This window comes from Sphingomonas sp. CFBP 13603 (assembly GCF_014892665.1).
Lineage (GTDB): Bacteria > Pseudomonadota > Alphaproteobacteria > Sphingomonadales > Sphingomonadaceae > Sphingomonas.
Genome location: NZ_JADBIA010000001.1, coordinates 306,601 through 331,998, shown reverse-complemented (window position 1 = coordinate 331,998; position 25,398 = coordinate 306,601). Strand labels below are relative to the sequence as shown.

At 67.1% G+C, this 25,398-nt stretch carries 25 protein-coding genes; 16 read left to right on the top strand and 9 right to left on the bottom strand.

What is annotated here, in order from left to right; translation table 11 throughout:
• Positions 1–54 precede the first annotated feature (54 nt).
• The 10 genes from IFR23_RS01545 (at position 55) to IFR23_RS01500 (ending at position 9,318) form a co-directional block, all read left to right on the top strand.
• Positions 55–969 (top strand): hypothetical protein, encoded by a 915-nt coding sequence (locus IFR23_RS01545; protein ID WP_192974424.1) that lies wholly within the window; start codon positions 55–57, stop codon positions 967–969.
• 329 nt (positions 970–1,298) lie between these two features.
• The gene (locus IFR23_RS01540) at positions 1,299–2,177 is read left to right on the top strand and encodes a phosphotransferase family protein (RefSeq protein ID WP_192974423.1); all 879 of its coding nucleotides are present in this window, start codon (positions 1,299–1,301) and stop codon (positions 2,175–2,177) included.
• Positions 2,174–3,175, top strand: coding sequence for a T3SS effector HopA1 family protein (locus tag IFR23_RS20495; RefSeq protein ID WP_192974422.1), 1,002 nt, complete (start codon positions 2,174–2,176; stop codon positions 3,173–3,175). The genes IFR23_RS01540 and IFR23_RS20495 overlap by 4 nt, the downstream gene beginning before the upstream one ends.
• 2 nt (positions 3,176–3,177) lie before the next feature.
• Positions 3,178–4,506, top strand: coding sequence for a lanthionine synthetase LanC family protein (locus IFR23_RS01530; protein WP_244655417.1), 1,329 nt, complete (start codon positions 3,178–3,180; stop codon positions 4,504–4,506).
• A gap of 76 nt (positions 4,507–4,582) precedes the next feature.
• Positions 4,583–5,254 carry a PepSY-associated TM helix domain-containing protein gene (locus tag IFR23_RS01525; protein ID WP_342344841.1) on the top strand — a complete coding sequence of 224 codons (672 nt, stop codon included), beginning with the start codon at positions 4,583–4,585 and terminating at the stop codon, positions 5,252–5,254.
• Between the two features lie 11 nt (positions 5,255–5,265).
• Positions 5,266–5,760, top strand: a complete 495-nt coding sequence (locus IFR23_RS01520; protein WP_192974420.1) for a DUF2271 domain-containing protein — start codon at positions 5,266–5,268, stop codon at positions 5,758–5,760.
• A gap of 10 nt (positions 5,761–5,770) precedes the next feature.
• Entirely contained in the window at positions 5,771–6,610 is an 840-nt protein-coding gene (locus IFR23_RS01515) for a DUF4198 domain-containing protein (RefSeq protein ID WP_192974419.1), read from the top strand.
• Positions 6,611–6,649: 39 nt separating this feature from the next.
• Positions 6,650–7,624: an FAD:protein FMN transferase gene (locus tag IFR23_RS01510; protein WP_244655383.1), complete on the top strand. Its 975-nt coding sequence runs from the start codon at positions 6,650–6,652 to the stop codon at positions 7,622–7,624.
• A 202-nt stretch (positions 7,625–7,826) separates the two neighbouring features.
• Positions 7,827–8,588 (top strand): NUDIX hydrolase, encoded by a 762-nt coding sequence (locus tag IFR23_RS01505; protein ID WP_192974418.1) that lies wholly within the window; start codon positions 7,827–7,829, stop codon positions 8,586–8,588.
• A gap of 1 nt (position 8,589) precedes the next feature.
• Positions 8,590–9,318: an extensin-like domain-containing protein gene (locus IFR23_RS01500; protein WP_192974417.1), complete on the top strand. Its 729-nt coding sequence runs from the start codon at positions 8,590–8,592 to the stop codon at positions 9,316–9,318.
• 159 nt (positions 9,319–9,477) lie between these two features.
• Here IFR23_RS01500 and IFR23_RS01495 read toward each other — a convergent pair whose 3' ends face one another.
• The 4 genes from IFR23_RS01495 to IFR23_RS01480 form a co-directional block, all read right to left on the bottom strand.
• The gene (locus IFR23_RS01495; protein ID WP_056065323.1) at positions 9,478–10,032 is read right to left on the bottom strand and encodes a hypothetical protein; all 555 of its coding nucleotides are present in this window, start codon (positions 10,030–10,032) and stop codon (positions 9,478–9,480) included.
• 236 nt (positions 10,033–10,268) lie between these two features.
• Entirely contained in the window at positions 10,269–10,568 is a 300-nt protein-coding gene (locus IFR23_RS01490) for a hypothetical protein (protein WP_192974416.1), read from the bottom strand.
• An 81-nt stretch (positions 10,569–10,649) separates the two neighbouring features.
• On the bottom strand, positions 10,650–11,429 hold the full coding sequence (locus tag IFR23_RS01485; protein WP_192974415.1) for a transglutaminase-like domain-containing protein: 780 nt from the start codon (positions 11,427–11,429) through the stop codon (positions 10,650–10,652).
• Positions 11,430–11,517: 88 nt separating this feature from the next.
• The gene (locus IFR23_RS01480; RefSeq protein WP_192974414.1) at positions 11,518–12,267 is read right to left on the bottom strand and encodes a Bax inhibitor-1/YccA family protein; all 750 of its coding nucleotides are present in this window, start codon (positions 12,265–12,267) and stop codon (positions 11,518–11,520) included.
• A 122-nt stretch (positions 12,268–12,389) separates the two neighbouring features.
• On the opposite strand from IFR23_RS01480, the gene thpR reads away from it, so the two are divergent.
• Both thpR and IFR23_RS01470 read left to right on the top strand, forming a co-directional pair.
• Positions 12,390–12,947 (top strand): RNA 2',3'-cyclic phosphodiesterase, encoded by a 558-nt coding sequence (gene thpR / locus IFR23_RS01475; RefSeq protein ID WP_192974413.1) that lies wholly within the window; start codon positions 12,390–12,392, stop codon positions 12,945–12,947.
• Positions 12,948–12,990: 43 nt separating this feature from the next.
• Complete coding sequence (locus IFR23_RS01470) at positions 12,991–13,527, top strand: superoxide dismutase family protein (RefSeq protein ID WP_192974412.1); 537 nt, start codon at positions 12,991–12,993, stop codon at positions 13,525–13,527.
• A 249-nt stretch (positions 13,528–13,776) separates the two neighbouring features.
• On the opposite strand, the gene IFR23_RS01465 is transcribed toward IFR23_RS01470, so the two are convergent.
• The 3 genes from IFR23_RS01465 to IFR23_RS01455 form a co-directional block, all read right to left on the bottom strand.
• Positions 13,777–15,345: a spinster family MFS transporter gene (locus tag IFR23_RS01465; RefSeq protein WP_192974411.1), complete on the bottom strand. Its 1,569-nt coding sequence runs from the start codon at positions 15,343–15,345 to the stop codon at positions 13,777–13,779.
• Positions 15,346–15,491: 146 nt separating this feature from the next.
• Complete coding sequence (locus tag IFR23_RS01460) at positions 15,492–16,301, bottom strand: hypothetical protein (RefSeq protein ID WP_192974410.1); 810 nt, start codon at positions 16,299–16,301, stop codon at positions 15,492–15,494.
• Positions 16,301–17,509: a TIGR04063 family PEP-CTERM/XrtA system glycosyltransferase gene (locus tag IFR23_RS01455; RefSeq protein ID WP_192974409.1), complete on the bottom strand. Its 1,209-nt coding sequence runs from the start codon at positions 17,507–17,509 to the stop codon at positions 16,301–16,303. Before IFR23_RS01455 ends, IFR23_RS01460 begins: the two co-directional genes overlap by 1 nt.
• A gap of 96 nt (positions 17,510–17,605) precedes the next feature.
• Between IFR23_RS01455 and IFR23_RS01450 the strand changes: the two genes are divergently transcribed.
• A complete protein-coding gene (locus IFR23_RS01450; protein WP_181321067.1) occupies positions 17,606–17,761 on the top strand; it encodes a hypothetical protein in 156 nt (51 codons plus the stop codon).
• Positions 17,754–19,088, top strand: coding sequence for a putative O-glycosylation ligase, exosortase A system-associated (locus IFR23_RS01445; RefSeq protein ID WP_192974408.1), 1,335 nt, complete (start codon positions 17,754–17,756; stop codon positions 19,086–19,088). The genes IFR23_RS01450 and IFR23_RS01445 overlap by 8 nt, the downstream gene beginning before the upstream one ends.
• A 20-nt stretch (positions 19,089–19,108) precedes the next feature.
• Here IFR23_RS01445 and IFR23_RS01440 read toward each other — a convergent pair whose 3' ends face one another.
• Complete coding sequence (locus tag IFR23_RS01440; protein ID WP_060526712.1) at positions 19,109–19,672, bottom strand: type 1 glutamine amidotransferase domain-containing protein; 564 nt, start codon at positions 19,670–19,672, stop codon at positions 19,109–19,111.
• Positions 19,673–19,854: 182 nt separating this feature from the next.
• On the opposite strand from IFR23_RS01440, the gene IFR23_RS01435 reads away from it, so the two are divergent.
• Both IFR23_RS01435 and IFR23_RS01430 read left to right on the top strand, forming a co-directional pair.
• On the top strand, positions 19,855–20,811 hold the full coding sequence (locus IFR23_RS01435; RefSeq protein WP_192974620.1) for a DNA topoisomerase IB: 957 nt from the start codon (positions 19,855–19,857) through the stop codon (positions 20,809–20,811).
• Positions 20,812–20,822: 11 nt separating this feature from the next.
• Positions 20,823–21,998, top strand: coding sequence for a mechanosensitive ion channel family protein (locus tag IFR23_RS01430; RefSeq protein ID WP_192974406.1), 1,176 nt, complete (start codon positions 20,823–20,825; stop codon positions 21,996–21,998).
• Between the two features lie 371 nt (positions 21,999–22,369).
• On the opposite strand, the gene putA is transcribed toward IFR23_RS01430, so the two are convergent.
• Positions 22,370–25,387 (bottom strand): bifunctional proline dehydrogenase/L-glutamate gamma-semialdehyde dehydrogenase PutA, encoded by a 3,018-nt coding sequence (gene putA / locus IFR23_RS01425; RefSeq protein ID WP_244655416.1) that lies wholly within the window; start codon positions 25,385–25,387, stop codon positions 22,370–22,372.
• Positions 25,388–25,398 lie beyond the last annotated feature (11 nt).

The window sequence follows — 25,398 nt, the reverse complement described above, 5'->3', positions numbered from 1 at the left end:
GCCCGCATGATCGCCTGATCGCTCCGGATCATCCGGCAACAAGGAGAAGGCGCTATGACTGGTTATGCTCAGAACTATCTCGGGGGGCTCGTTCAGCAACGCCATGGCGGCGGGAGCCCAGTCAATGTCGGTTGCGCGATCGTGACGGGTACGATCGTCTGCACGGTCGGCGTCGACGCAGTCGTCGCGGGTCTCGGTGCCGGCGCCCCCGCCGCTGCTCTTGCCCCGGGATGCAAGGACGTGATGTGGACCGCGGGCTGCACCTTCGGTGGCCCCCAAGCTGTGGCTGCCGAGTGTGGCAACGTGCTCACCACGCTCGCCTGTACGCTCGGCGCGCAGCAAAAGGGCGCTGCCGGCGGCTACGGCGCGGAGTGCGGCAACGTCCTCACCACGCTTGCCTGTACGCTGGAGGCTCAGGCTCCTGCGGCAAGCGATGCCATGTGCGTCACGCTGGTCACCGCACGGCCGACCTGGTGCGCGCCGATCCCGCCCGGTGCCGGCGGCGGTGTACAGAGCGCGGACTGCAAGCACGTCATGTGGACCGCAGGCTGCACCTTCGCCGGCCAGCAGCAGAATGCCGTCGAATGCGTACAGTTGCTGACGACGACGCTCTGCACGCTGGGCGCGGCGCAACCGGCAGCCGCGGTCGACTGCGGCAACGTCCTGACGACGCTCGCCTGTACGCTCGGTGCCGAGCAGACCGGTTCGGCCGATGCGGAGCCCGGCTGCAAGGACGTGTTGTGGACTGCGGGGTGCACGTTCCAGGCCGCCGAATCGGTCGCGGATTGCGGACATGTCCTGACGACCTTGGCCTGCACGCTGCTGGCCGTTCCCGAGGAGAGCGTGGCGGCTACGGAGTGCAAGCACGTCATGTGGACGGCGGGCTGCACCTTTGCCGGCCAGCCGCAGGTCGCCGAGGTCGAACTCGATTGCAAGCACGTGATGTGGTCGGCGGGCTGCACCTTCTGATCGACCGTCGAAGGCCGCCGGCCCTTCTCGGGTCGGCGGTTCTTCGCGCTTTTCCTCGCATATGGCAGGCCGCATGGACCCGATCGTCACCCGCAATCTCGTACGGTATCTGACCGGCAAGGCCCTGATCGACCGCGCCGGGATCGTCGATGGCGGCATGGTCCTGGCCATGAGCCGCAGCCGCAACCGGTTCGTGATGCTCAAGCAGCGGAACGGCCCGGCCTATTTCATCAAGCAGGCGATCGAGAGCGAACCCGGCACGCGCGAGACGATCGCGCGGGAAGCGGGAGGTCTATCGCGGCGCGTTCGGCGACGAGCGCCTGCGCCCGTTGCGCGATCTGCTGCCACGCTTCCGACTCTACGATGCCGAGCAGGGCATACTCATCAACGATCTCATCCCGAACAGCGAGACGCTGACCGCCGTGCACAAGAAGCTCGGGACGTGTCCGGTCGATCTCGCCGCACGGCTGGGGACGGCATTATCCACCTATCACGCGATCCGCTTCGTCGAAGGCGCGCCGCAAGCCGCGCTGTTTCCGCAACAATCGCCCTGGATCCTGCGCCTTCACGGCGAAGCGGACCTGAGCGGCATGCGACGGAGCCCGGCCGCCTCGGCGCTGGTCGACATCCTGCTCGCGGCGCCGGGCGCGAGTACGATGCTGGGCGCGCTGCGCGACGGGTGGAAGCGCGATACGCTGATCCATACAGACATGCGCTGGGAGAATTGCCTGCTCGCGCCCAAGGGCGACGCGCTGGCCGACCGACGTTTGTACGTCATCGACTGGGAGCTGGCCGATATCGGCGACGCAGCCTGGGACGTCGGCAGCATGCTCCAATCCTACCTCGCCTTCTGGATCGGCTCGATGCCCGCCGGAACGGACCCCGCCGCGTTGTTCGCGGGCGCCGCCGTACCGCTCGCGACCGTCCAGCCCGCGACCTCGGCATTCTGGACCGCGTACATCACTGCTAGCGCCGCCTATCGCGACGACGCCGCGGATTTCCTGACGCGGTGCATCGGCATGATGGCCGCGCGAATGATGGTCACCGCGTTCGAACGCAGCGCGTGGAGCCAGGCGACCGATCCCACCGCGATCCTGCTCGCGCAGACCGCACTCAACATTCTCGCCGATCCCGACCGGGTGGCGGAGGAATTGCTCGGTATCGTCGATCCCGCACCAGATGCACGCCACCAGGCGATCGCGGCGTGACCGGCACGGCGATCGATCTCGGCGCGTTCGTCGCGGCGCTGCGGATCGGCGACGACGGCGCGATCCTGCTCGACGACAGTCCGGTGGGGCGCCTGAGCGGCCCCGCGACCGAAGACGCGATGGCGACCACGTTGATGCCCGTGGTGTACGAGCACGCCTATGCCCGCGTGTTCCCGCAGGACGATGCCGCCGCCACCGCACCAGAGCCGGTCGACCTGACGGTGGCACTCGAACGCGCCAATACCAGCCGATCGCGCACCGAGCAGGGCTGGATCTTCAGCGGCAGCGACACCAACGGCAGCGTGATCGCCATGCGCCATGGCCGCACGCGCCGGTTCGCGCCCGGCCAGTTCCTCGCCGTCGACGGTGTGATGCCGATGCGCAGGGGAAGTCCGCTGGCGGTGCAGATCGCGGGCGGCTCGACCACCGCGCAGGCCGGCTTCTACTACGCGTTCGGCGAAGCGTTTCGCGACGTGAACGATCTTGCGCCGATCGTCCGCTTCTACTGGAACGTGCGGATCGGCGGCGCGGTCGACCTGGTCGCCGGATTGACCACGCTGCTCAACCGCTACCGCATACCGTTCGATCTCAAGATCGTCGTCCGCAGCGCCGATTACGTCCGCCGCGACAATGCGGTCCTCTACGTGGCCCAGCACCTGTTCCCCGCGGTATCGACGATCCTCCTCGCGAACTACCCCGCCTTCGCCGCGTATTTGGACGCGCCGGTGCCGCTGTTCGCGAGACAATTGGCGCCGGGACTGGGCTTTGCCGAGGATCCGGGCAACCGCGAGAGCTTCGGCATGGCGCGCAGCCGACTGGTCGCGCAGGCGCTCGCCGCCTCGCGCACCGAAAGTAGGTTCGGGGCTCCCGTGTTCGCCGAAACGCTGGCTCGCAAGATCGCGGAGGCAGGCCTGCGCGCCGACGCCTTGTGGCTCAACGCCGGTTCGGACGATCGGTACGACGTTCCTCCGGTCCTCTCGCAGCAGGCGGTGCATTGACCATGAACCCCCTCTATCTCGAAACCGCGTTCGATATCGGCACCAAGCTCGCGCGCGAGGCGATGTGGGACGGCGCACGGTGCAACTGGTTTGGTCCCGTGCACGAGGATTTCACCGGCACGCAGATGCTCGGCTGCGGCACGATGGGCCCGACCCTGTACGACGGTACGGCGGGGATCGGACTGTTCCTCGCACGCCTGCACCGGGCGACGGGCGATCCTCTCGCAGCGCGCACCGCGAGCGGGGCGATCGCGCATGCGCTGGACCGCGCCGCCGATATTCCCGACGCCCTGCACCGCGGGTTCTACACGGGCTTTCTCGGGATCGGCTACGCCGCGATGGAAGCCGGAGCCGCGCTCGATCGCGAGGATCTGCACGCACAAGGTCTGGCGACGGTCCACCACGCCGTCGCACTGTCCCCCGAGGGTCGCGTCGCGATCGACGTGATGTCCGGTAACGCAGGGACGATCCCCGTGCTGCTCGCGCTGGGCGCCGCGCACGCCGCGCCATCGCTGACCGACGCCGCGATCGTCGCCGGGGAATGGCTGCTCGACGCATCGGAACCCAGCGACCGCGGCCTGTCCTGGAACGCGATGGGCGAGATGGCCGAACTGGTCGATCTCTCAAGCTTGGCGGACGATCTGGTGGCCGACTTCCGTGCGCAACGCCGCCCCAATTTGACCGGGTTGTCGCACGGTGCCGGCGGCGTCGGCTGGGCCTTGCTCGAACTTGCCGCCGTGTCCGGCGACGATCGGTTCGCCGCCGCGGGCCGTGCGGCGTTCGCCTATGAGGATAGCTGGTTCGACACCCCGAGCGATCAATGGCCCGATCTACGCAGCCACGACGCGGGCAAGCCGCTCGGTGTCGCCCCCGCCGCATGGTGCCACGGCGCAGTCGGTATCGGCCTCGCCCGCATCCGCGCCTTCGAACTGACCAGTGACGCGACCATGCGGCCAGCGATCCAGTCCGCGTTGCGGATCACTGCGCGATCGGTGATCGGCCAGCTCGCCCGCACCAGCTGCAACTACTCGCTCTGCCACGGCGCGGCGGGTGATGCCGAGCTGTTCCTGAGCTGGGCCCAGGCCAGCGGCGATTCCGAGGCGCGAACGCTCGTCGACGAGATCGCCCGACACGGTATCGATACCTACGCCACACCCGCCCGCCCCTGGCCATCGGGAACGCCGGGCGCCAGCGAGTCGCCGAGCCTGATGCTGGGGCTGGCCGGCACGGGGCATTTCTACCTCCGCGCCTTCGATCCCACAGCGACGCCCTCCGTCCTGCTGCTGACACCGCCTGCAACCCCGCGCATTCCGACGGCGCTCGCAGCGTAAGATCAACCGCATTACTTTTCTGCTAACTATTCTCAATAGCCTTGATCTGCGTTTCACGAGCCGATAGGCGGTGGCGGTGAACTCGCCCCAATCTCTCGCGTCCCAAGCGTCCGCAACGTCGGCGGCGGGCATCAAGCGCAAACGCAAATGGCGGAGCTGGTGGCTCAAGCAATTGCACAACTGGCACTGGATCAGCGCGGCGCTGTCGCTGACCGCGATGCTGCTGTTCGCGATCACCGGTATCACACTCAATCATGCGGCATCGATCGGTGCCAAGCCGGTGGTCGTCGAGAAAAGCGGCATGCTGCTCCCCTCGCTGCGTCGCATGCTGACCGCACCGCACACGCCGGACACCCCTCTGCCCGCGCCCGTCGCGAAAAGCGTTGCGGCCACGGTCGGCCTCGATCCCGCCGGCAAGTCTGTCGAGTGGTCCGACACCGACGCCTATGTCGCGCTGCCACGCCCGGGTGGCGACGCCTGGGTCAGCATCGAGCGCGCGACCGGACGCATCACCGCGGAGACGACCGACCGCGGCTGGATCTCGTACCTGAACGACCTCCACAAGGGTCGCAACGCCGGCGAAGCCTGGGCGTGGTTCATCGACATCTTCGCCGGCGCCTGCATCCTGTTCACGCTGACCGGACTGCTCCTGTTGCAGCTTCACGCGCGCCATCGGCCGACGACCTGGCCGATCGTCGCCGCCGGGCTCGCCATTCCCGTCCTGCTTGTCATCCTGTTCGTCCATTGAGGGGTTCTGCCATGCGTCCTACCGCGTTGCTGTTGTTTGGCGGGGCGATCGCCGCGCCTGCGCTGTCGTTGCCCGCCAGCGCCGCGCCCGCGGGCACCGTCACGATCACCATTCCGCGGCTGAGCGTCGCGGAATATCACAAGCCCTATCTCGCGGTCTGGCTCGAGCCGGTCGGCGGCGGCGCGCCGCGCACGCTCGCGGTCTGGTACGATCTCAAGAAGCGCGGCAACGATCCCGGTACCAAATGGCTCGCGGACCTGCGCGCGTGGTGGCGCAAGGGTGGCCGCAGCATGACGATGCCCGCCGACGGCGTCAGCGGCGCGACGCGCGCGCCGGGCCAGTACACCATTCCCCTGCCCGCCGACGTCAAGCCTGGCCAATACGTCCTGAACGTCGAGGCTGCGCGCGAAACCGGCGGCCGCGAGCTCGTGTCCGTACCGCTTACCGCCGGAGCCCGCACCACGGGCAAGACCGAGCTCGGCGCCGTCGCCATCTCCGCCCGCTAAGGATCGCATCATGAAGCCTTTTGTTGCACGCCTGATGGCCGCCGCCGCGCTGTTGTCGATCCCTGCCGCGCTGTCTGCGCACCGCATGTGGCTGTTGCCGTCGGCCACGGTGTTCTCAGGGACCGATGGCTGGGTGACGGTCGACGCCGCGGTCTCGAACGACCTGTTCTTCTTCGATCACCAGCCGCTCCGCCTCGACGGCATGAAGGTCTGGCAGCCCGACGGCAGCGAAGGCGCATTGCAGAACGGCGCGACCGGCCGCTATCGCTCGGTGTTCGACGTCCAGCTCGACAAGCCCGGCACGTGGAAGATCGGCACGCAGATGTCCGCCGTCATGGGCAGCTTCAAGGTCGATGGCGTCGAAAAGCGTCTCGGCGGTCGTCGCGGTCCACCCCAGCCGAACGCGCCCGCCCCGCTGACCGTCGCCGACATCCCCGCCAACGCGACCGACGTGAAGGTCACCGAGGTATCGGGCCGCAACGAGATCTTCGTGACCGCGGGCGCGCCGACCACCACCGTCTTCAAGACGACCGGCAAGGGCCTCGAGTTCGCGCCGATCACGCACCCCGACGAACTGGTCGCGGGCGAGACCGCCAAGTTCCGCTTCCTGGTCGACGGCAAGCTCGCGGCGGGGTTGAAGGTCACGGTGATCCCCGGCGGCAAGCGCTATCGCAACGACGAGGGCGCACGCGAGCTGGCCACCGGCGCGGACGGCGTGCTCAGCGTCTCGTGGCCGACCGCCGGGATGTACTGGCTCAACGCGACGCTGACCGACGCCAAGGCAACCACCCCGCGCGCGACCGAGCGGCGAATGAGCTACGTCACGACGCTCGAAGTCCTCACGCCCTGAGGCGTCCGGGTGTGAGTTTGGCGGCATGAGTTTGGCGGCATGAGGATCGCGCTGCCTCTGACGATCAACGCCGCGGCGTTCGGGGCGCGCGATCCGTCGGCGGTGGTGCTCGATCTCCACGGCGAGACCATGGGGACGTCGTGGAGCGTGCGCTTCGCTGCGCCCGCCGGCACCGATCCGTCGTCGATCCACGCCGCGATCGTCGCGCGGCTGGCTGAGCTCGTCGCGGAGATGAGCCACTGGGCACCGAACTCGCTCCTGTCCCGCTTCAACCGGTCGCCGAGCGGCACCTGGACGACGCTCCCACGCGACTTCGCACATGTCATGACGCGCGGCCTGGCGATCGCCGAGATAACCGGCGGCGCGTTCGATCCGGCGATCGGCAGGCTCGTCGATGCCTGGGGTTTCGGCCCCGTCCCCGTCGCTTGCCCCCCGAGCACACCCGAAATCGAGACGGCGCGCGCGACATCGGGCTGGTCCCGACTCTCGTTCGCCCCCACCGGCGCACACCTCCGCCAACCCGGCGGCATCGCGCTCGACCTGTCGGGGATCGCCAAGGGCCACGCGGTCGACGCCGTCGCCGACCTGCTGCACGATGTCGGCATCCCGAACGCACTGGTCGAGATCGGCGGCGAACTCGTCGGTCGCGGGATCAGGCCCGACGGCGCCCCCTGGTGGGTCGACCTCGAAAGCCCGCCCGGCCTGACACTCCCCCCGCTCAGGATCGCGCTGCACGGCCAAGCGGTAGCGACCTCCGGCGACTACCGCCGCGGCGCGCACACGCTAGATCCCCGCACCGGACGCCCGATCGACACCGCCGTCGTCTCCGCCAGCGTCATCCACCAGACCGCGCTCGACGCCGACGCTTGGGCAACCGCACTCACCGTGCTGGGGCCGCTAGAGGGCATCGAGCTCGCAAACGCCAACGGCATCGCCGGCCGCCTCGTCACCGAGATCGACGGCACCGCGCAGGAGTATTTGTCGCCTGCCCTGTCGGCGATGCTCGAAGACTGACCACCACCGTCATTCCCGCGGCGGCGGAAACCCATATCGGCAAACCTCACGATACGATCATGAACTTTCCGAGGGTAAGCAATTCCGTCGGCACAGCGACCATGCCTGCGCAAGACCAGCCTTCGCAAAATTGGGACGCAGGAGCATGCCCGCTCCCCCCCACGACGCTACCCGATCCCGCCCTCGCGCGTTACCAAAGCCAATGACCGACGCGCTTCCCCCCGCCATCCCCGCCGCGACGCTCGTCATCTTCCGCGACACGCCGGCCGCCCCCCCGGAACTGCTGATGGTCGAGCGCGCCAAGGCGATGGCGTTCGCGGGCGGCGCACTGGTATTCCCCGGCGGCCGCGTCGATCCCGGCGACCACGCGCTGGCGGCTCTGCTCGGCCACGCCGACGACGAAACCGCCGCGCGCATCGCCGCGATCCGCGAAACGATCGAGGAGGCCGGCCTGCCGATCGGCCTGTCGCCGATGCCCTCCATCCAGGCCTTCGAGCAGTTGCGCGCCGCCCTTCACGCCGGAACCGCGTTCGGTGAAGCATTGGCGGACGCAGGCACATCCCTCGACCTCGAAACGCTCGAGTATTTCGCCCGCTGGCGACCAGCACACGCCCATGCACGCATCTTCGACACGCGCTTCTATCTCGCGCGCCTGCCCGCCGAGGCCCCTGCGGCGCGAGTCGACGAGACCGAAAACGTCCGTCTGTTCTGGGCCACCGCCGCGCACGTTCTCGCCGAGACCGATGCCGGACGCGCGACGATCATCTTCCCGACCCGCCGCAATCTCGAACGCCTCGCGCAATTCACCGATTTCGACGCCGCGGTCGCCAATGCCCTCGCGCATCCCATCCGCACCGTCACGCCGTGGACCGAGATACGCGACGGCGTCGAGCATCTCTGCATCCCCGACGACCTCGGTTATCCGATAACATCGGAGCCGATGTCGGACGCGGTGCGCGGCTGACATGCGCGCGGTGCGAAGGACGATCGGGTGGCTGGTGGCGCTGGTCGTCATCGCGACGTTGGCGCTGATGCTGTGGGCGGGCCTGCGTGGACGGCCGCAGGACGTGCCTTGGGCGCCGCTCGATCTCGGCCAGCCGATCGGTCTGTTCACGGGCAGCAAGCTCACCGCGCTGACCGAGGATTTCCCGCAATGCCGCGCACTGCTCGACCGCGCTGGCGTCCGCTACACCCTCCTGCCACCGCGCAAGGGCGAGGGGCAATGCGGCTATGCAGACGGCGTGCGCCTGACCGGCGGCGCTCGAAAGATTGCCTTCGCACCTGCCGGGTTGGGCGTCGCCTGTCCGGTGGCCGCGGCGCTCGCGATGTGGGAATGGGACATCGTCCAGCCTGTTGCCGAACGTCACTTCGGCGCACGCGTCGCGACGATCGATCATTTCGGCAGCTATAGTTGCCGCCGCATCGCCGGCAGCCACTCGAGCAACTGGAGCGAACACTCGACTGCGGATGCCGTCGACATCGCCGGCTTCCGCCTGACCGATGGCACCCGCATCACCGTAGCGCGAGACTGGAAAGGAGACGATCCCAAAGCCGCATTCCTGCGCGACGTCCGCGACGGCGCCTGCCAGCTGTTCGCGACGACGCTGTCCCCCGACTACAACGCCGCGCACGCCGACCACCTGCATCTCGACCAGGCAAACCGTGGGTCGATTGGATGGCGTGCGTGTCGGTGATCCGATCCCCCTCGTTACCCCCCGGCGAAGGCCGGGGTCCAATTGGGAGACCTGGCTAAACGAAGGGGTGCGCATCGTTACTGCGACCTCTCCAATTGGGCCCCGGCCTTCGCCGGGGTGGATAACGCCCTGATAGTCCGCCTCGCTACCCGCGAGATTTCAGCTTGCCAAGGTCGTCCCCGAGTCCACCTTCTCGACCCAATACGGAAAGAACGCCGGCTGCCGGTTCGACCAGCCCGACGCAGTCGCAGCCGCCTCGCTGATCGACTGAAGCAGTTTGCGCCGCAGTTCCGGATGCAGGTGCGGCAACGCGGCCGCGGCACAGAACGCAGACGGCAGCCAAGGCCGAACCTCCGCCCCGATCAACCGCTCGTACAGGAACCGCAACGCCGAGAAACTCGTCAGCCGCCCCTGCCCCAGGTCGAACGCCACCAGCGTCATCAACGGCGCGAGGAACGGCTCGATCGCGTCTAGCCCGCTGTCGTCCGGCACCATCGCGCGCAGATCGGGAAGGTTGTTGTACAACCGCGCCTGCGCCCGGATGCTTGCCGCCTCGACCACGTCGCGCGACCAGCGCTGCATCGCGTCCTCGCGGTCCAGGCCCACGTCGAGCGAACGCCGGATATACCGCTGCGTCGAACTCGGAAAAGCCGCGAATTCCTTCATCTCGGCGAGGGTCATCGACCCCTGTGCCGGTTTCATTCTGGAAGCCATGTCGTCACCCCGCTCTCGTCAAGGAACCGGCAGACTATGCGCTCGGATGGTTAACAACGACCCTATCGCGCGTCATCTTCCCGTAACACCAAGCGACCATGAAAGCTGTTGCGCTGCAACAAGGCTGCGATGAACCGAACGAAACTAAGCGATTTGATCGTCTTGCGAGGCGTTTGGGCAACAAAAAGGCGCCGGTCGTTGCCGACCGACGCCCGTTCGTTGAGCAGATGCGAGAGTTACGCCTGATTTTCGCGCAGCGCCCGCTCGGCATCCTCGTCATAACCCGACGACTTTGCCGGCTCGGTGCCAGACCCCGGCTGCGTCGCAGAAATCGGATCGCTGCCGTCCATCGACTCGTCGAGCCCGTTATCGAGACGCGCGTCGGCGCTGTCGGGATTCTTCTGCAGGCGCTTGCCGATCGACTTGTCCTGACCCGCTTCCTGGCGCGGATCGCGACCCGAGCTCTTGCCCTCGGCATCCTTGTCGTCGGGCGCTACGGACAGGCTATCCAGCGCACTCTTGTCTATGTCGGTCATTGCGACGTCCCTTTTTAATCTTGGCGATGACCAACGGTCGAAGTGCGCTTTGTTTCCCCGCGAAGGGCCCCGGGAAGCGGCTCAATCGAGCGGCGTCACCTTGACCGTCTGCTCCCACAGATATGCCTGCCCGAACACCGTCATGAACGCGATATCGGTCGCATCGCGCCCGACGCAAACCCGCGCGATATCGCTGCACGTCGCCATCTTGGTCGCATCGATCAGCCGCCAGTCGCCTGCGAGCCACAGCTCCGCCACCGCATGGAAGTCGGGGGGGTCGACCCCCGGCGCATAGGCCGACACGCACCGTGCCGGGATCCCGCCCGCGCGCGCGAGCGATACCAGCAGGTGCGAATAGTCCCGACACACCCCCGAGCGCGACGCGAACGTATCGAGCGCCGTCGTTTCGCCACTGCTCGATCCACAACGATAGTCGAGCGACTGGTACACCCACTCGGTGAGCGCCGCCGCCAGCGGACCGCCTTCCAGCCCGCCGAACTCGCGCGCGACGAAGCCCTCGAAGCGGTCCGACGGACAATAGCGGCTCGGCATCAGATACGGCGTCAGCTCGCCATCGAGCATCCGCGGCGGCGTCGCCGGATACAGCTCGAGCTGGACGCGCTCGCGCTTCACCGCGACGATGGCCTTATATTCGGCGGTGAACCGGCCATGCCCGCGCGACCAGCAACGCTGGCCGATCCCGTCCTCGCCGCGCACCGCCCGGATCGGACTGTCGGACCACAGGGTAAGGGATTCGGACTCGATCGTCTGGTCGGCCATCGCCGCAGCCTCGATCTGGAGGAGCACATCGGCATCCCCCGTGATCCCGTAATCCAGACGCACGTCGATCGAGAGCCGCATTGCGCGTCCCATTCCTGTCCCGAGGCCAAAAGAAAAGGGCCCGGCGGTGTCCCGCCGAGCCCTGCGTTCGTCACACCCTTAGCGGGAGTTAGTTGCGGCTGCTACCAAACAGACGCAGCACGAACATGAACATGTTGATGAAGTCGAGGTACAGGCTCAGCGCCGACATGATGACGACCTTGCCGACCATGTCCGTGCCAGCGACCTGCGCATACAGGCTCTTGGTACGCTGCGTGTCATAGGCGGTGAGGCCCGCGAACAGCAGCACGCCGACACCGCTGATGACCAGCTGCATCACGCCCGACTGCAGGAACATGTTGATCAGGCTCGCGACCAGCAGGCCGACGACACCGATGATCAGGAACGTCCCGAACGCCGACAGGTCGCGCTTGGTGGTGTAGCCGTACAGGCTGAGACCAGCGAAACCGGCGGCGGTAGCGAAGAACGCACCCGCGATCGACGTGCCGCTGTAGACCAGGAAGATCGTCGACATCGACAGACCCATCAGGACAGCAAAGCCCCAGAAGAGCATCTGCATCGTCGCCGTCGACATCTTGTTCTGGCCATAGCTCATGCCGAACACGATCGCGAGCGGCGAGAACATGATGACGTACTTCAGGATGCCGCCGCTCATGAACACCTGTGCGGCAGGTGACTCTGCGCCGCCCCATGCGAACAGCATCGCGACGATGCCCGTCAGCAGGACAGCCGAGCCCATGTAGTTATACACGGACAGCATGTACAACCGGAGACCAGCGTCATAGGCCTCGGTACGCTGGCCCGTGGCCGTCGTTCCGAACGGCGCGGCGCGGGGCCGGGGGTCAGACCAATTAGCCATGGTGAAATCAGCTCCTTTGTCCGGCATGGTGCCGGTTACGGTGAATATCGTCTTTTACAGGACGCTTTTCAAGCAGAGTGGTTGCATCGGCATGGTGGTTCGCGGTTAACCTGCCGCAATCCATGATCCGCCTTTTCGTCGCCCTCCGCCCGCCGCCCGCTATCCGTCAGAGCTTGCTCGACATAATGGAGAGCGTGCCCATCGCACGCTGGCAGGACGAGGAGCAACTGCACGTGACGCTCCGCTTCATCGGCGAGGTCGAACGACCGGTCGCCGAGGACGTCGCGGTCGCTTTGAGCCAGATCGTCGCGCCGGTCCCGAGCGTCGCGCTCACCGGAGTCGGCCGCTTCGAGAAGCGCGGGCGTACCGATACGCTATGGGCCGGCGTGACACCGCACGAGGCGCTCGCCGCGCTCCACCGCAAGGTCGACCAGGCGTGCGTTCGTGCCGGCCTCCCGCCCGAACACCGCGCCTATCTCCCGCACATCACCGTCGCGCGGCTGGCACGGTCGGCGGGCGTCGGGTTCGCGATAGAAGACTGGCTCGCGACGCATGCCGCGCTGTCGAGCGCACCCTTCCCGCTACCCCATCTCGTGCTGTACCAGAGCCATCTCGGCCGCGACGGCGCGACGTACGAACCCATCGCGCGCTGGCCGCTCGATACCGGGGGTGGAACCTGAGCCACGGCGAAGGGTTCGCCAAGAGACAACAGGGAGAGATACTATGCGGATTGCGACACTGGTACTGCTCGGCGCGGCGACGATCGGGCTGACCGCCTGCGAGAAGACTGGCATGGAGACCGGCGCACCCGTCGCAGGCGGCCAGCGCGCCACCGCCACGCTCCAGACCGCGACCGGCACCGACGTCGGCCGCGCCACCGCCACCGAAGTCGCGGGCGGCCTCCGCTTCACGCTCGACGCCAAGGCGATGCCCCCCGGCACGCACGGCGCGCACATCCACATGGTCGGCCGCTGCGACGCCCCCGACTTCACGACCGCGGGCGGCCACTGGAATCCAACGGGCATGAAGCATGGCAGCATGAACCCACAGGGTCCGCATGAAGGCGACCTGCCCAACCTGATCATCGGCACCGATGGCCGCGGCACGATCGGCATCACGATCCCAGGCGCGACGATGGCGGGCCTGATGGACGCGGACGGCTCCGCGTTCGTGGTGCATGCGGGTCCCGACGACATGATGACCGACCCGGCCGGTAACAGCGGCGGGCGGATCGCTTGCGGTGTGTTCCAGGCGGGGTGAGTGCGTGGCCCCTCCTAGTTTTCAGGAGGGGCACATTCGCCTGCGCAACGTCCGTTCGTGCTGAGTAGAGACCGAGTAGTCGCCGAAGGCGCGTATCGACGGCTCGTATCGAAACACAGTTTTCGCGCACCGACCTGCCCCCTCCCCGTTCGCCCTGAGCGAAGTCGGGGGCATGCCCCAAGCGTAGGTGCTTCGACTTCGCGCAGCACGAACGGAAGAGGGTGACCGGGCTAGGGTCAACAGGAGCGGTTAAACCGTCTCCCCCGCCGCCCGCGCCCTAGCCTCTCGCGTAGCCTCGGCCCCCGGCGCCAGCCGGTACGCAGCAACCGCGCACGCCAGCGTGATCGGCGTCACCACCAGCAACGACAGCATCCCGATCGACAGGCTCCCGGTCAGCGTCGACACCCGCCCCGCCATGTACGGCCCGAGCGCCAACCCGATCAGCGTCGTGCCGATGAAGAACGTCGCCGTCGCCGTGCCCCGCATCCGCGGCAAGACCATGTCCTGCGTGGTCGCCGCCGCCGCCCCCAGCGCGCACGACGCGGTCAACTGCGCGAGGAATATCCCGGTATAGAACGCGACCGGAGACGACGCGGTGAAGGCCAGGATCAGGAACGGCACCGGCACAACCGCACCAAAGATCACCACCCACAACCGCCCCGCCGGATTCCCTTGCCGCAACCGATCCGACACCACGCCACCGATCGTCAGCCCAAGAAACCCCGCGGTCGCGCCAAGGCTGCCGATCATGAACCCCGCCGACGCCGGCGTCGCACCAAGCTCGCGCAACGCATAGGGCGCCGCCCAGAAACTCGCGGCATAGCTCAGGAACGCGTTCAACCCGTACGCGACGACCGTGCACAGGAACGCCGGCGTACCGACGATCAGCGCAAACGTCGGCGGATCGCGCCGCCTGAGCGCCGACGCCCACGAGAACACCGCATACACGCCGATCCCGATCGCCACCCATTGCGGCCAGGGCTCGCCCGCCGCCACCAGCCCCGACACCGCCGCGACCACCGCCGCAAGCGCAACCAGATTATACCCGAGCGCCCGCGCCCCACCCATCGCCGCACCGATCAAGGTCAGCGGCGGCACGATCGTCACCAGCTCGGCCCCGAACGCACGGAACGGCGCCGGATGCTTCTCCGGCTCGGGCAGCCCCTCGACCAGCCCGCGGATCGGCTCCTTCAGCATCGCGATCCACACGGCGAGCAACAGCCCCGGCACCCCGACCGCCATGAACGCCGCCTGCCAGCCGACCAGCCCGAGCGGTCCGCCGCCGGGATAGGCCTTGTTCCAGCCCTGCACGATCAGCCCGCCGATGAACAACGAACAGCCGCCGCCGACGTACAACCCCGCGGAGTAGATCGATAACGCCGTCGCGCGCAGCCGCTTCGGGAAATAATCGGAAATGATCGAATAGGCCGAAGGACTAGCGGTTGCCTCGCCGATCCCGACGCCGATCCGCGCCGCGGCAAGATGCCCGCCGGTCTTCGAAAAGCCCGACAGCGCGGTCATCACCGACCAGAGCGACAGCCCGATTGTCATAAGCCGGACGCGATGCCAATTGTCCGCCAGCCGCCCGAGCGGGATTCCGAACAGCGAATAGAACACGCCGAACGCGGTGCCGTACAGGAACCCGAGATCCTGGTCCTTCAGCCCCAGGTCGCGCTTGATGTCCTCCGCCAGGATCGAGATGATCTGCCGGTCGACGAAATTCAGGACATAGACGAGAAACAGCACCGACAGCACGTACCAGGCATAGCGGGTGGCACCTTTCTCCGGCTCGCCAGCTGTGGTTTCGGCGTTCGCCATTGACCCCTCCTCGATGTTTTCGAGCTATGGGTATCAGGACGTTCCGAATAGGCGAAGCCCTTTCGGAGGGGTCGGGTACGGCAAAGCATCCTGCGATCCTCTACCGATGGGAGAGGGACTCAGTCGGCTGCTAGCCAGTGTCCGTTCTAGTGCGAACCCATACGCCCACGCCGCAGCGCACCCTGCTCCAGCCGCTGCAACAACGTCTCGATCGTCGGCGGCGTGGTCGGCTCGGCCGGCGCACGCGGTGGCCGGGCAATCGGTGTCGGCGCGCTGACCTCCGGCATCGGCTCGGGCGCCGCTACGGCCGACTCCATCATGATCGGCGGCTCGACCGGTTGCGGCGCAGGCGCGGTCACGAACGTCTCCGGTTCGGCCGTCGGCGCGACCTCGATCACCGGGGCGACCATCGTCGGTTGCATCGGTTGCGCCAGCGGCGGGACCGGCCGCACCGGCTCCATCGGCACCGGCAGGATCGCCTTCGGATCGAACGCAGCAAGCGGCAGGTCGAGATCGACCGGAATCGTCCGTTCGTCACGCGCGCCGCCGCTGCCGCCAACGCCGACTTCCATCATCGGCGTACCGAGATCGGCCGCCGACATCGGCTTGCGCGGCGGCGCGTCAGGATGCGCGTCGGCGCGGCGGATGACCGGCATGCCGTCTTCGCGCGGCGTGCGCTTGGCAAGCATCCCGCCTGGCCCAAACAGCAGGAACAGCGACGACCAGAGCAACGCGCCGACCAGCACCCCGCTACCCAGCGCCAGCAACACCCGCGCCGTCATCCCGAGCGGCGGCGACGCGGCCGGCACCAGTGCAGCGACGCCCGTCGTCCACACCAGGCTCTCGAGCGTCTCGGTCGGCAGCAACGCGACGATCACGGTCATGAGCACGCCGCCCGTCACCGCGCCGTACAGGGGCAGCGCTCGGATCAGGTTCTGGCGGATATGCGCGACCATCAATTTTCCCGTGCGGCGGCCGCGATCAGCCGTCCATAAAGAGGATCATAGCGCCGAATGTTTGACGACCAGTTACGCTCTTCCTCGACGAACGCACGACCGCGCGCGCGCCGTTCGTCCCAGCCCGAACGGTCCGCGAACATGCCCGCCAGCGCGGTCGCGATCGCCGCCGGATCGTCCGGCGGAAACAACGTCCCCGTCTCGCCGTCGCGGATCAGTTCGCGGTGCCCACCGACATCCGATGCCGCGACCAGCCGCCCCTGCGCCATCGCCTCCAACGGCTTCAGCGGCGTGACTAGATCGGTCAGCCGCATGCGCTTACGTGGATAGGCGAGGATGTCGACCAGCCCGTAATAGCGCTCGACCTCCTGATGCGGCACACGGCCGACGAAGGCGATCGCGTTCGCCACGGGCGAAGCCTCCGCCTGCGCGCGCAACGCCGCCTCCATCGGCCCGCCGCCGACCATCAACAATCGCGCCTTGGGCCGCGATGCCACCAAGGCAGGCATCGCCGCGATCAGGTCGTCGAGTCCTTCGTAATCGTAGAAGCTGCCGATGAACCCGACGACATCCGCACCATCCAGCCCGAGTTCGGCCCCCAGCGCATCGTCACGCGGCGGTGCATTGCCGAACAGGTCGAGGTCGACGCCGTTGGGCGACACCATGATCTTGTCCGCCGCGATGCCGCGCGCGATCAGGTCGCCGCGCAGGCCTTCGCAGATCACCGCTACCGCATCGGCCCGCCGCACCGCCCACGTCTCCAGCGCGCGCGTCGCCCGATAGCGCAGCGACGTCGCGGTGCCCGTACCGTTACCGACAGCCGCATCCTCCCAGAACGCCCGGATCTCGTACACCAACGGCAGCTTGCGTTTCCGCGCGACGATCAGCGCGGCGAGCGCATCGATCACCGGCGAATGCGCGTGCAGGATGTCGGGCTTGAAGGCATCGACCGCCGCCTCGATCCGCTTGGCGAACGCCGCGATCCCGACGACTTCGCCGACCGGTCCCGACTTCACGCCCGCGTCGGTGCGGTGGAAGGTCAGCCCGTCGACCGACTCCACCGACGCTGGCGCGATCCCGTGCCGCGGGCCGGTCACCGCCGCGACGGTCCAGCCCAGCCCCTCCTGCGCCTTGAGGATCGCCCGCGTGCGGAACGTGTAGCCACTTTGCAGCGGCAGGCCGTGATCGAGAATGTGAAGGATGCGCATCGTGGAGGTCGTCTGCCACATATCGCTTAACGGCGCGTCAACCGACTATGGGTACGGACATTACGTGATATCCGCTCGGGAAAGGAGGCCGCACCCATGATCGACAACCTTGCGCTCGGCCTCAGCCACGGGCTGATGATGCTCGCCGCGTTCCTGCTGCTCAAACGGCCGGACCTCGATCGCGAGCCGAGCCCGCACGATCCGCCCGAAAAGCCGCGCGCGACCGGCAAGGTGCCTCGCCGCGATGCGTGATCTGTCGTTCATCGCGTTCCTGATCGCGTTCTTCGTGATGGGGTTCAAGCGGCCGTTCCTGCTCGTGCTCGTCTACGTCTATATCGACATCGTCTCGCCGCAGCGGCTGACCTATCTGCTGCTCAACACCGTGCCGATCTCGCTGATCGCGGTCGCACTGGCGGTGGGCGGATGGGTGCTCGCGGACGACAAACGCGACACGCGGGTCGGCGCGCGGCAGGTGCTGATCGTGCTGCTGATGCTGTATTGCTGGGCGACCACGCTCGGCGCCGACTTCCCGGTCGAGGCGAAGGAGAAATGGGACTGGGTCTGGAAGACACTGATCTTCGCCGCCTTCCTCCCGCTGACGCTGCGCACGCGGCTGCGGATCGAATCGCTGCTGCTGTTCATGATCCTGTCGGCCTCGTCGATCATCATCGTCGGCGGCATCAAGACGGTTGCCAGCGGCGGCGGCGGCTACGGTCAGTTGAACCTGATGGTCGACAATAATTCTGGGCTGTACGAGGGCAGCACGATCAGTGCGGTCGCCGTCGCGATCATCCCGATCATCGTCTGGTTCGCGACCTACGGCACGATCTTCAAACCCGACTGGCGCGTGAAGGGCTTCTGCCTCGCGCTCGTCTTCGCCTGCCTGCTGATCCCGGTCGGCACGTCGACACGGACAGGCCTGGTCTGCATCGTCCTGCTCGCGCTGCTGTCGGTGCGCGCGGTCAAGCGCAAGGCGCTCTATCTGGCCGCGGTCACGGCACTCGGCCTGGCCGCGGTCCCGTTCCTGCCCTCGGCGTTCACCGACCGGATGAACACGATCAAGACTTACGACGCGGACGAATCTGCCTCGACCCGGCTGGCGGTGTGGCAGTGGACGATCGAATACGCGAAGACGCACCCGTTCGGCGGCGGCTTCGAGGCGTATCGCGGCAATCACATCCGCCTCGATCTCAAGTCCGAAGGTCCCGGCACCGGCCCGCGCGTCGAGACCGACAAGGCTCGCGCGTTCCACAGCGCCTATTTCGAGATGCTTGGCGAGCAGGGTTATTTCGGGCTCGCGCTGTGGCTGTCGATCAACGTGATCGGCATCTTCCGGATGGAGCTTCTGCGCCGACGCCATGCCGACCCGGCCGGCGAATTCGCCTGGGCCGGGCCGCTCGCCGGCGCGCTCCAGACCGCGCAGATCATCTATTTGTTCGGGGCGGCGTTCGTCGGCATCGCGCTCCAGCCGTTCGTCTACATGCTGATCGGCGCGCAGATCGGGCTCGACACCTATCTCGCCCGAAAACGCGGCGAACAGACATTCCGCCCGATGCACCGCGCGCTCCCCTCCCGCTAGCGAGAGGAGAGCATCAGGCGTCAGTCGACCGGCTCGTCGGCCAGTTCTTCCTCGAGCGCGGCGATGATCGCCTTGTTGAACGCGGGGATATCGTCCGGCTTGCGGCTCGTGATCAGATTGCCATCGACCACGACCTCCTCGTCCACCACATCCGCGCCCGCATTCTCCAGGTCCGTCCGGATCGACGGGAAGCTCGTCACGCGGCGTCCGTCGATCACGTCCGCCTCGGCGAGCAGCCACGGCGCATGGCAGATCGCGGCGATGATCTTGCCGTCCTCCATGAACTCGGTGATGATCTCGATCGCGCGCTCTTCCTGACGCATCGTGTCCGGGTTGGCGACGCCGCCTGGCAGCACCAGCGCGTCGTAGTCGTCGGTATCGACCTCGTCGAGCGTCAGGTCGGGCGTCGCCGTCTCGGCCTTGTTGATGTCGCCCTTCATGCCCTGAATCGGGTCGGTCTTGATCGAGGCGAGCGTCACTTTCGCACCCGCCGCCTCCAGCGCCTTGCGTGGTTCGAACAGTTCGACGGTCTCGAAACCATCGGCAGCGAGCATCAATACGCGAGCTTGGGAAAGATCGGCCATGTCATGTCTCCAGTGAAATCCCGTGCCCCCTCAACCAAGCGCAGCCCGCCTCGTTCCGGAACGATGCGCCTTCCCGAACATTTGCAGAGATAGTCAGAATCAGACGCCCCCAAGGGACCACCGCATTGCCTACCAAGATCGTGTATTCCGACGACTCCAAGCCCGGCATCACCCGCAAGAAGATGCGGAACGGCTGGGGCTATTGGGATGCCAAGGGCGAGCGCATCACCGACCGCGACGAGATCGACCGGCTGAACGCGGTCGGTCTGCCCCCCGCCTACCGCGACGCGTGGTTCTGCCCCAAGCCCAACGGCCATATCCAGGCGGTCGGCTGGGACGAGAAGGGGCGCAAACAATACCGCTATCACCTCGGCTTCCGCGAGGCACAGGAAGCCGCCAAGTACGAACGTTGCGCCGACTTCGGCCATGCGCTCCCCAAGATCCGCAAGGCGGTCGAGGCCGACCTCCGCAAACGCTCGCTGACCCGCGAACGCGCGGTCGCCGCGGTCATCCGCCTGCTCGACGGCGGCCATATCCGCATCGGCAACGAGGCTTATGCCGAGGCGAACGAGAGCTTCGGCGCCACCACGTTGCGCAAGCGCCACGGCGAAGTGAAGGGCGCGACGCTGAAACTCCAGTACAAGGGCAAGTCCGGCAAGATGCGGACGCTCAAGATCACCGACCGCTCGCTCAGCAGCTTCGTCAAGAAATGCCAGGACCTCGACGAACAGCATCTGTTCGCCTGGCTCGACGATGCCGGCGTCGCGCACCCGGTCACCTCGACCGACGTCAACTGCTACATCCGCGACGTCACCGGCACCGATTTCACCGCCAAGAATTTCCGCACCTGGGCCGCCAGCGTCGCCGCGTTCGAGGCACTCGCGTCCGCCGAGCGGGACCTGAGCCTCAAGACGATGCTCGAACCCGTCGTCGCCCGCCTCGGCAACACCCACGCGATCGCGCGAAAAAGCTACGTCCACCCGTCGCTGATCGCGCTCGTGAAGACCGGGCAATCGACCTTCCGCAAGGCGCTCCGCCTCCCCCGCGCCAAGCGCTACATGAGCCGCGAGGAATGTGGCCTGATCACCTTCCTCGAAGCCGGCACGCCCGCTGTTGCGACACTGGCCAAAGCGGCCTGACGAGTATTCCCATGACCAATACTACTGCCGCCGCCAAGCAACCGATCTTCGACGCGGGCGACGTCGGCGACCAGGCTCAGGGCTTCGTCACTGCCAGCTTCGCCTGGGTCCAGGCATACTGGCTCCAGATCCTGATCGCATTCGGGATCGGCGCGGTGATCGTCGTCGCGCTCCACACCGCACGTCGGTTCGGCAGCAAGCTCTGCGAACGTCCGCGCGCGCTCAACGGCTGGGGCATCGTCGTCGGCAAGGCGATCGCCCGAACCGGCAATTTCTTCATCGTCATGCTCGCCGCCAAACTGGTCGCCGGCTATTCCGCCGCCCCCGGCGAGGTCGCGACGACGATCAACTTCCTCTTCACCGTCGCCGCGGTGTTCCAGGCCGCCGTCTGGGTCCGCGAGATCATCCTCGGCGCGATCGAGCACCGCACGCAGTCCGAACATTATTCAGGCGAAGCCCTGCTGTCGGCGATGGGCCTGATCCGCCTGCTCGTCACCTTCGTGGTGTTCGCGGTCGCGCTGGTGGTGGTACTCGACAATCTCGGCGTCAACGTCACCGGCCTGGTCGCAGGACTGGGCGTCGGCGGCATCGCGATCGGGCTGGCGGCACAGGGCATCTTCGCGGACCTGTTCGCCGCGCTCGCGATCATCTTCGACCGCCCGTTCCGCCGCGGCGACTCGATCAGCTACGACACCGCCTCGGGCAGCGTCGAGGCAATCGGGCTCAAATCGACGCGCATCCGCGGCATCGACGGCGAGGAGCGCGTGATCTCGAACAAGAACCTCCTCAACAAGGAGATCCTCAACAACACGCAGCGCAACCATCGCCGCGCGAAGTTCGTCATCGGCGTCACCTATTCGACACCCCCCGAAGTCTGCTCGCGCATCCCCGCGATGCTGAAGGAAATCGTCGAAGCCAACGACAAGATCTTCACCCGCGCCGGCTTCACCGGCTTCGGCGCGTCGAGCCTCGATTTCGAGGTCCAGTTCGACAGCAAGGGGCCGGATTATGCGAGCTTCTACGATGGCCGCACCGCGGTGGGGATCGCCATCCTCAAACGCTTCAACGACGAGAAGATCGAGATCGCCTTCCCGACGCAGGTCAACATGATGGCGGCACCGGATGGCTCGGTGGTGATGCCGTACCCTGAGCGCAGACGATCGGATGCGGAAGCATCGCCCGCCTGATTATCTACCCGGCCGCTCGACGCCTTCCTTCGGCTTCGGAATGTACGCGCCGGTAGGGCAGCCCTACCCTACCTTGTTCTCCCGCGAAGGCGGGAGCCCAGTCTGGGTCCCCGCCTTCGCGGGGAAACAATTCTGAACTAGCGTACCGCGAAGCTGGCGCTGTCAGACCAAGCTCGGCGTGACGAGCCCGCCGCCATACCCCGGCACCACCCCGGCGAAGGCCGGGGCCCAGTTGGTGAGGTCGCAGTAACTAAGCGCAACACTCATCAGCTACGTCCCCCACCTGGACCCCGGCCTCCGCCGGGGGGGCGCTATAAAGCCGGAAAGGTACTCGGTGAGCCGTTCGGAGGCTGAGTTCCGATGAGCAGGAACTAAATCCCACCCTCATCCAACGACAACAACGTCGCATTCCCCCCAGCACTCGTCGTATCCACAGAAACCGCCCGCTCCGCACAGAACCGGTACAGATACCGCGGCCCACCAGCCTTAGGCCCGGTCCCCGAAAGCCCCTCACCCCCAAAAGGCTGAGACCCCACAACCGCCCCGATCATCGACCGGTTGATATACAAATTCCCCACCGCAGCCTCGGCCTCGATCACTTCGCCCGCCCGCGCGATACGGCTGTGCAGGCCCATCGTCAGCCCATACCCCTTCGCGTTGACCCGCGCGATCGTCTCGCTCAACTTCCCCGCCTCCCACGTCGCGACATGCAGGATCGGCCCGAACCACTCCTGGTTCAAATCCTCGATCGCCCCGATCCGAACCAGAGTCGGCGGCACGAACAGCCCATCCGCCGGCGCATCGAGCGTCTTGACGATCTTCGCCTTCACGCTCTCGCGATACGCCATCAGCCGGTCATACGCGGCCTGGTCGATCACCGGCCCGACGTCGGTCGCGGGATCGCCCGACCGCCCGATCCGCAGCGTTTCCATCGCCCCCGACAGCATCTCGATCACGCCGTCAGCGATATCTTCCTGCACCAGCAGCAGGCGCAACGCCGAGCAACGCTGTCCCGCAGACCGGAACGACGACGCGATCACGTCCGCCACCACCTGCTCGGGCAATGCGGTGGAATCGACGATCATCGCGTTGATCCCGCCGGTCTCCGCGATCAGCGGCACGATCGGCCGCGTCTCGTCATCAAGCAGCGACCGCGCGATCTTCCGCGACGTCGCGGTCGATCCGGTGAACGCGACACCCTGGATCCGCACGTCCGCGGTCAGCGCCGCGCCGACCTCCGGCCCCCCGGTCACGAGCACCAGCGCATCGACCGGCACGCCAGCCTCATGCGCAAGCTCGACCGCACGCGCCGCGATCCGCGGGGTCTGCGGAGCAGGCTTGGCGACCACGGTGTTGCCGGTGACGAGCGCCGCCACCGTCTGTCCGAGGAAGATCGCCAGCGGGAAATTCCACGGCGCGATCGTCGCCCAGACACCGCGCCCCTCGATATGCAGCGTGTTGCGCTCGCCGGTCGGCCCGGGCAGTTCGATCGGATGCAGGTTCAGCCGCGCCTGCTGCGCATAATAACGACAGAAGTCCGCCGCCTCGCGCACCTCGCCGATCGCGTCGCCAATCGTCTTGAACGCCTCCTGCACGCAGATCGCCATCAGCTCGTCGCGGTGCGTCTCGAGCAGGTCGGCAAGCCGTTCGAGGCAAGCCGCACGTTCGTCGACCGGCGTGGTCGACCAACCGGGGAACGCCGCATGCGCACGCGTAATGGCATCTTCTACCGTTCCCCCGCGAAGGCGGGGGCCCAGCCCCTCCAAATCACGCGCGTCAGCGCGGTCGGCGCTTCGCGCCGAGTCTGGGCCCCCGCCTTCGCGGGGGAACGGCGTCTGGGCCAACGGCGCGTTCACCGCAGCAACAGTCGCCTCCAGCGTCCCCACATCACTCAAATCCAGCCCAGCAGAATTCCGGTGCCCCCCAGCCCCGAACAAATCCACCGGCAACGGGATGCTGGGATGCCGCTTCCCCCCCACCGCAGCGATCTTCGCCACAGGATCCGCCAGAATCTCAGCCTCGGTCAGCCGCTCGTCAGCCAACTGATGCACGAAGCTCGAATTCGCCCCATTCTCCAGCAACCGCCGAACCAGATACGCCAGCAAGTCCCGATGCCCGCCAACCGGCGCATACACCCGGCAGTGGTAACCGTTTTCCTGCACGAGCCGCTCGTACAGACCGTCGCCCATCCCGTGCAGCCGCTGGAACTCGAAGTCGCGCGAGTTGCCCGCCCATTCCATGATCGTCGCGACCGTCAGCGCATTGTGGCTCGCAAACGCCGGCCGGATATTCTCCGCGGCCAGCATGTCCTTCGCCACGGCCAGATACGACACGTCGGTCGCCGCCTTGCGCGTGAACAACGGATAGTCCGCCAGCCCCTCGACCTGCGTGCGCTTGATCTCGCTGTCCCAATACGCGCCCTTCACCAGCCGCACGTTCATCACGCGGTCCAGCCCGTTCGCCCATTCGATCACCGGCCGCGCGCGCTTGCCATAGGCCTGCACCGCCATGCCGAACCCGTCCCAGCCCTTCAGCGACGGGAGCCGCGCGACCGTGCCGATGATGTCGAGGCTCATCTCAAGCCGCTCGGATTCCTCCGCGTCGACGGTTAGCGCAATGCCCTTCGACGCTGCCTGCACCGCCAGCGCCTCCAGCATCTCGGTCAGCGCGGGCACGCACTCGCTCCACCGCGCCACTTCGTACCGCGGATGCAGCGCCGACAGCTTGACCGAGATCGAGTGCCCCGCCGCCGGATCGCGCCCGACCGCATCGACCGCACCGACATACGCCTGGAAGTATCGCTGCGCATCGGCATGCGTCCGCGCCGCCTCGCCAAGCATGTCGAAGCTCGCCGTGAAACCCTTGTTCTCCGGCCGGCGCATCCGCTTCATCGCCTCGTCGATGGTACGACCCATCACGAAGATCTCGCCCATCATCTTCATCGCCGCGCCGACCGCCTGTCGCACGAACGGCTCGCCCGCGCGGCTGATCAGGCGCCGCAGCGGCCCGGTCGATCCCTCGCCGACCAGCACGCGGCCGACTACCAGCCCCCAGGTCGCCGAATTGACCAGCTTCGAATTCGACTTGCCCGCATGCGCGCGCCAGTCGGCATCGCCCAGCTTGTCCGCGATCAGCAGATCCGCGGTCTCGGGATCGGGCACGCGCAGGAATGCCTCTGCCAGCGACAGCAGCGCGACGCCTTCCGACGAATTCAGCCGATATTCCTGGAGGAACTGGTTCACCCAGCCCTTGCTCTGCGCCGCCCGCAGGTCCGCGAGCAGTCCGAGCGCATGCCCCATCACCCGCTCGCGCGAATCCGAATCGAGCGCGGCGCGGTCCAGCAACGGTTTTAGAACATCGGGTTCGCTCGCGCGGTACAGCTTCGCCATGATATCGCGGG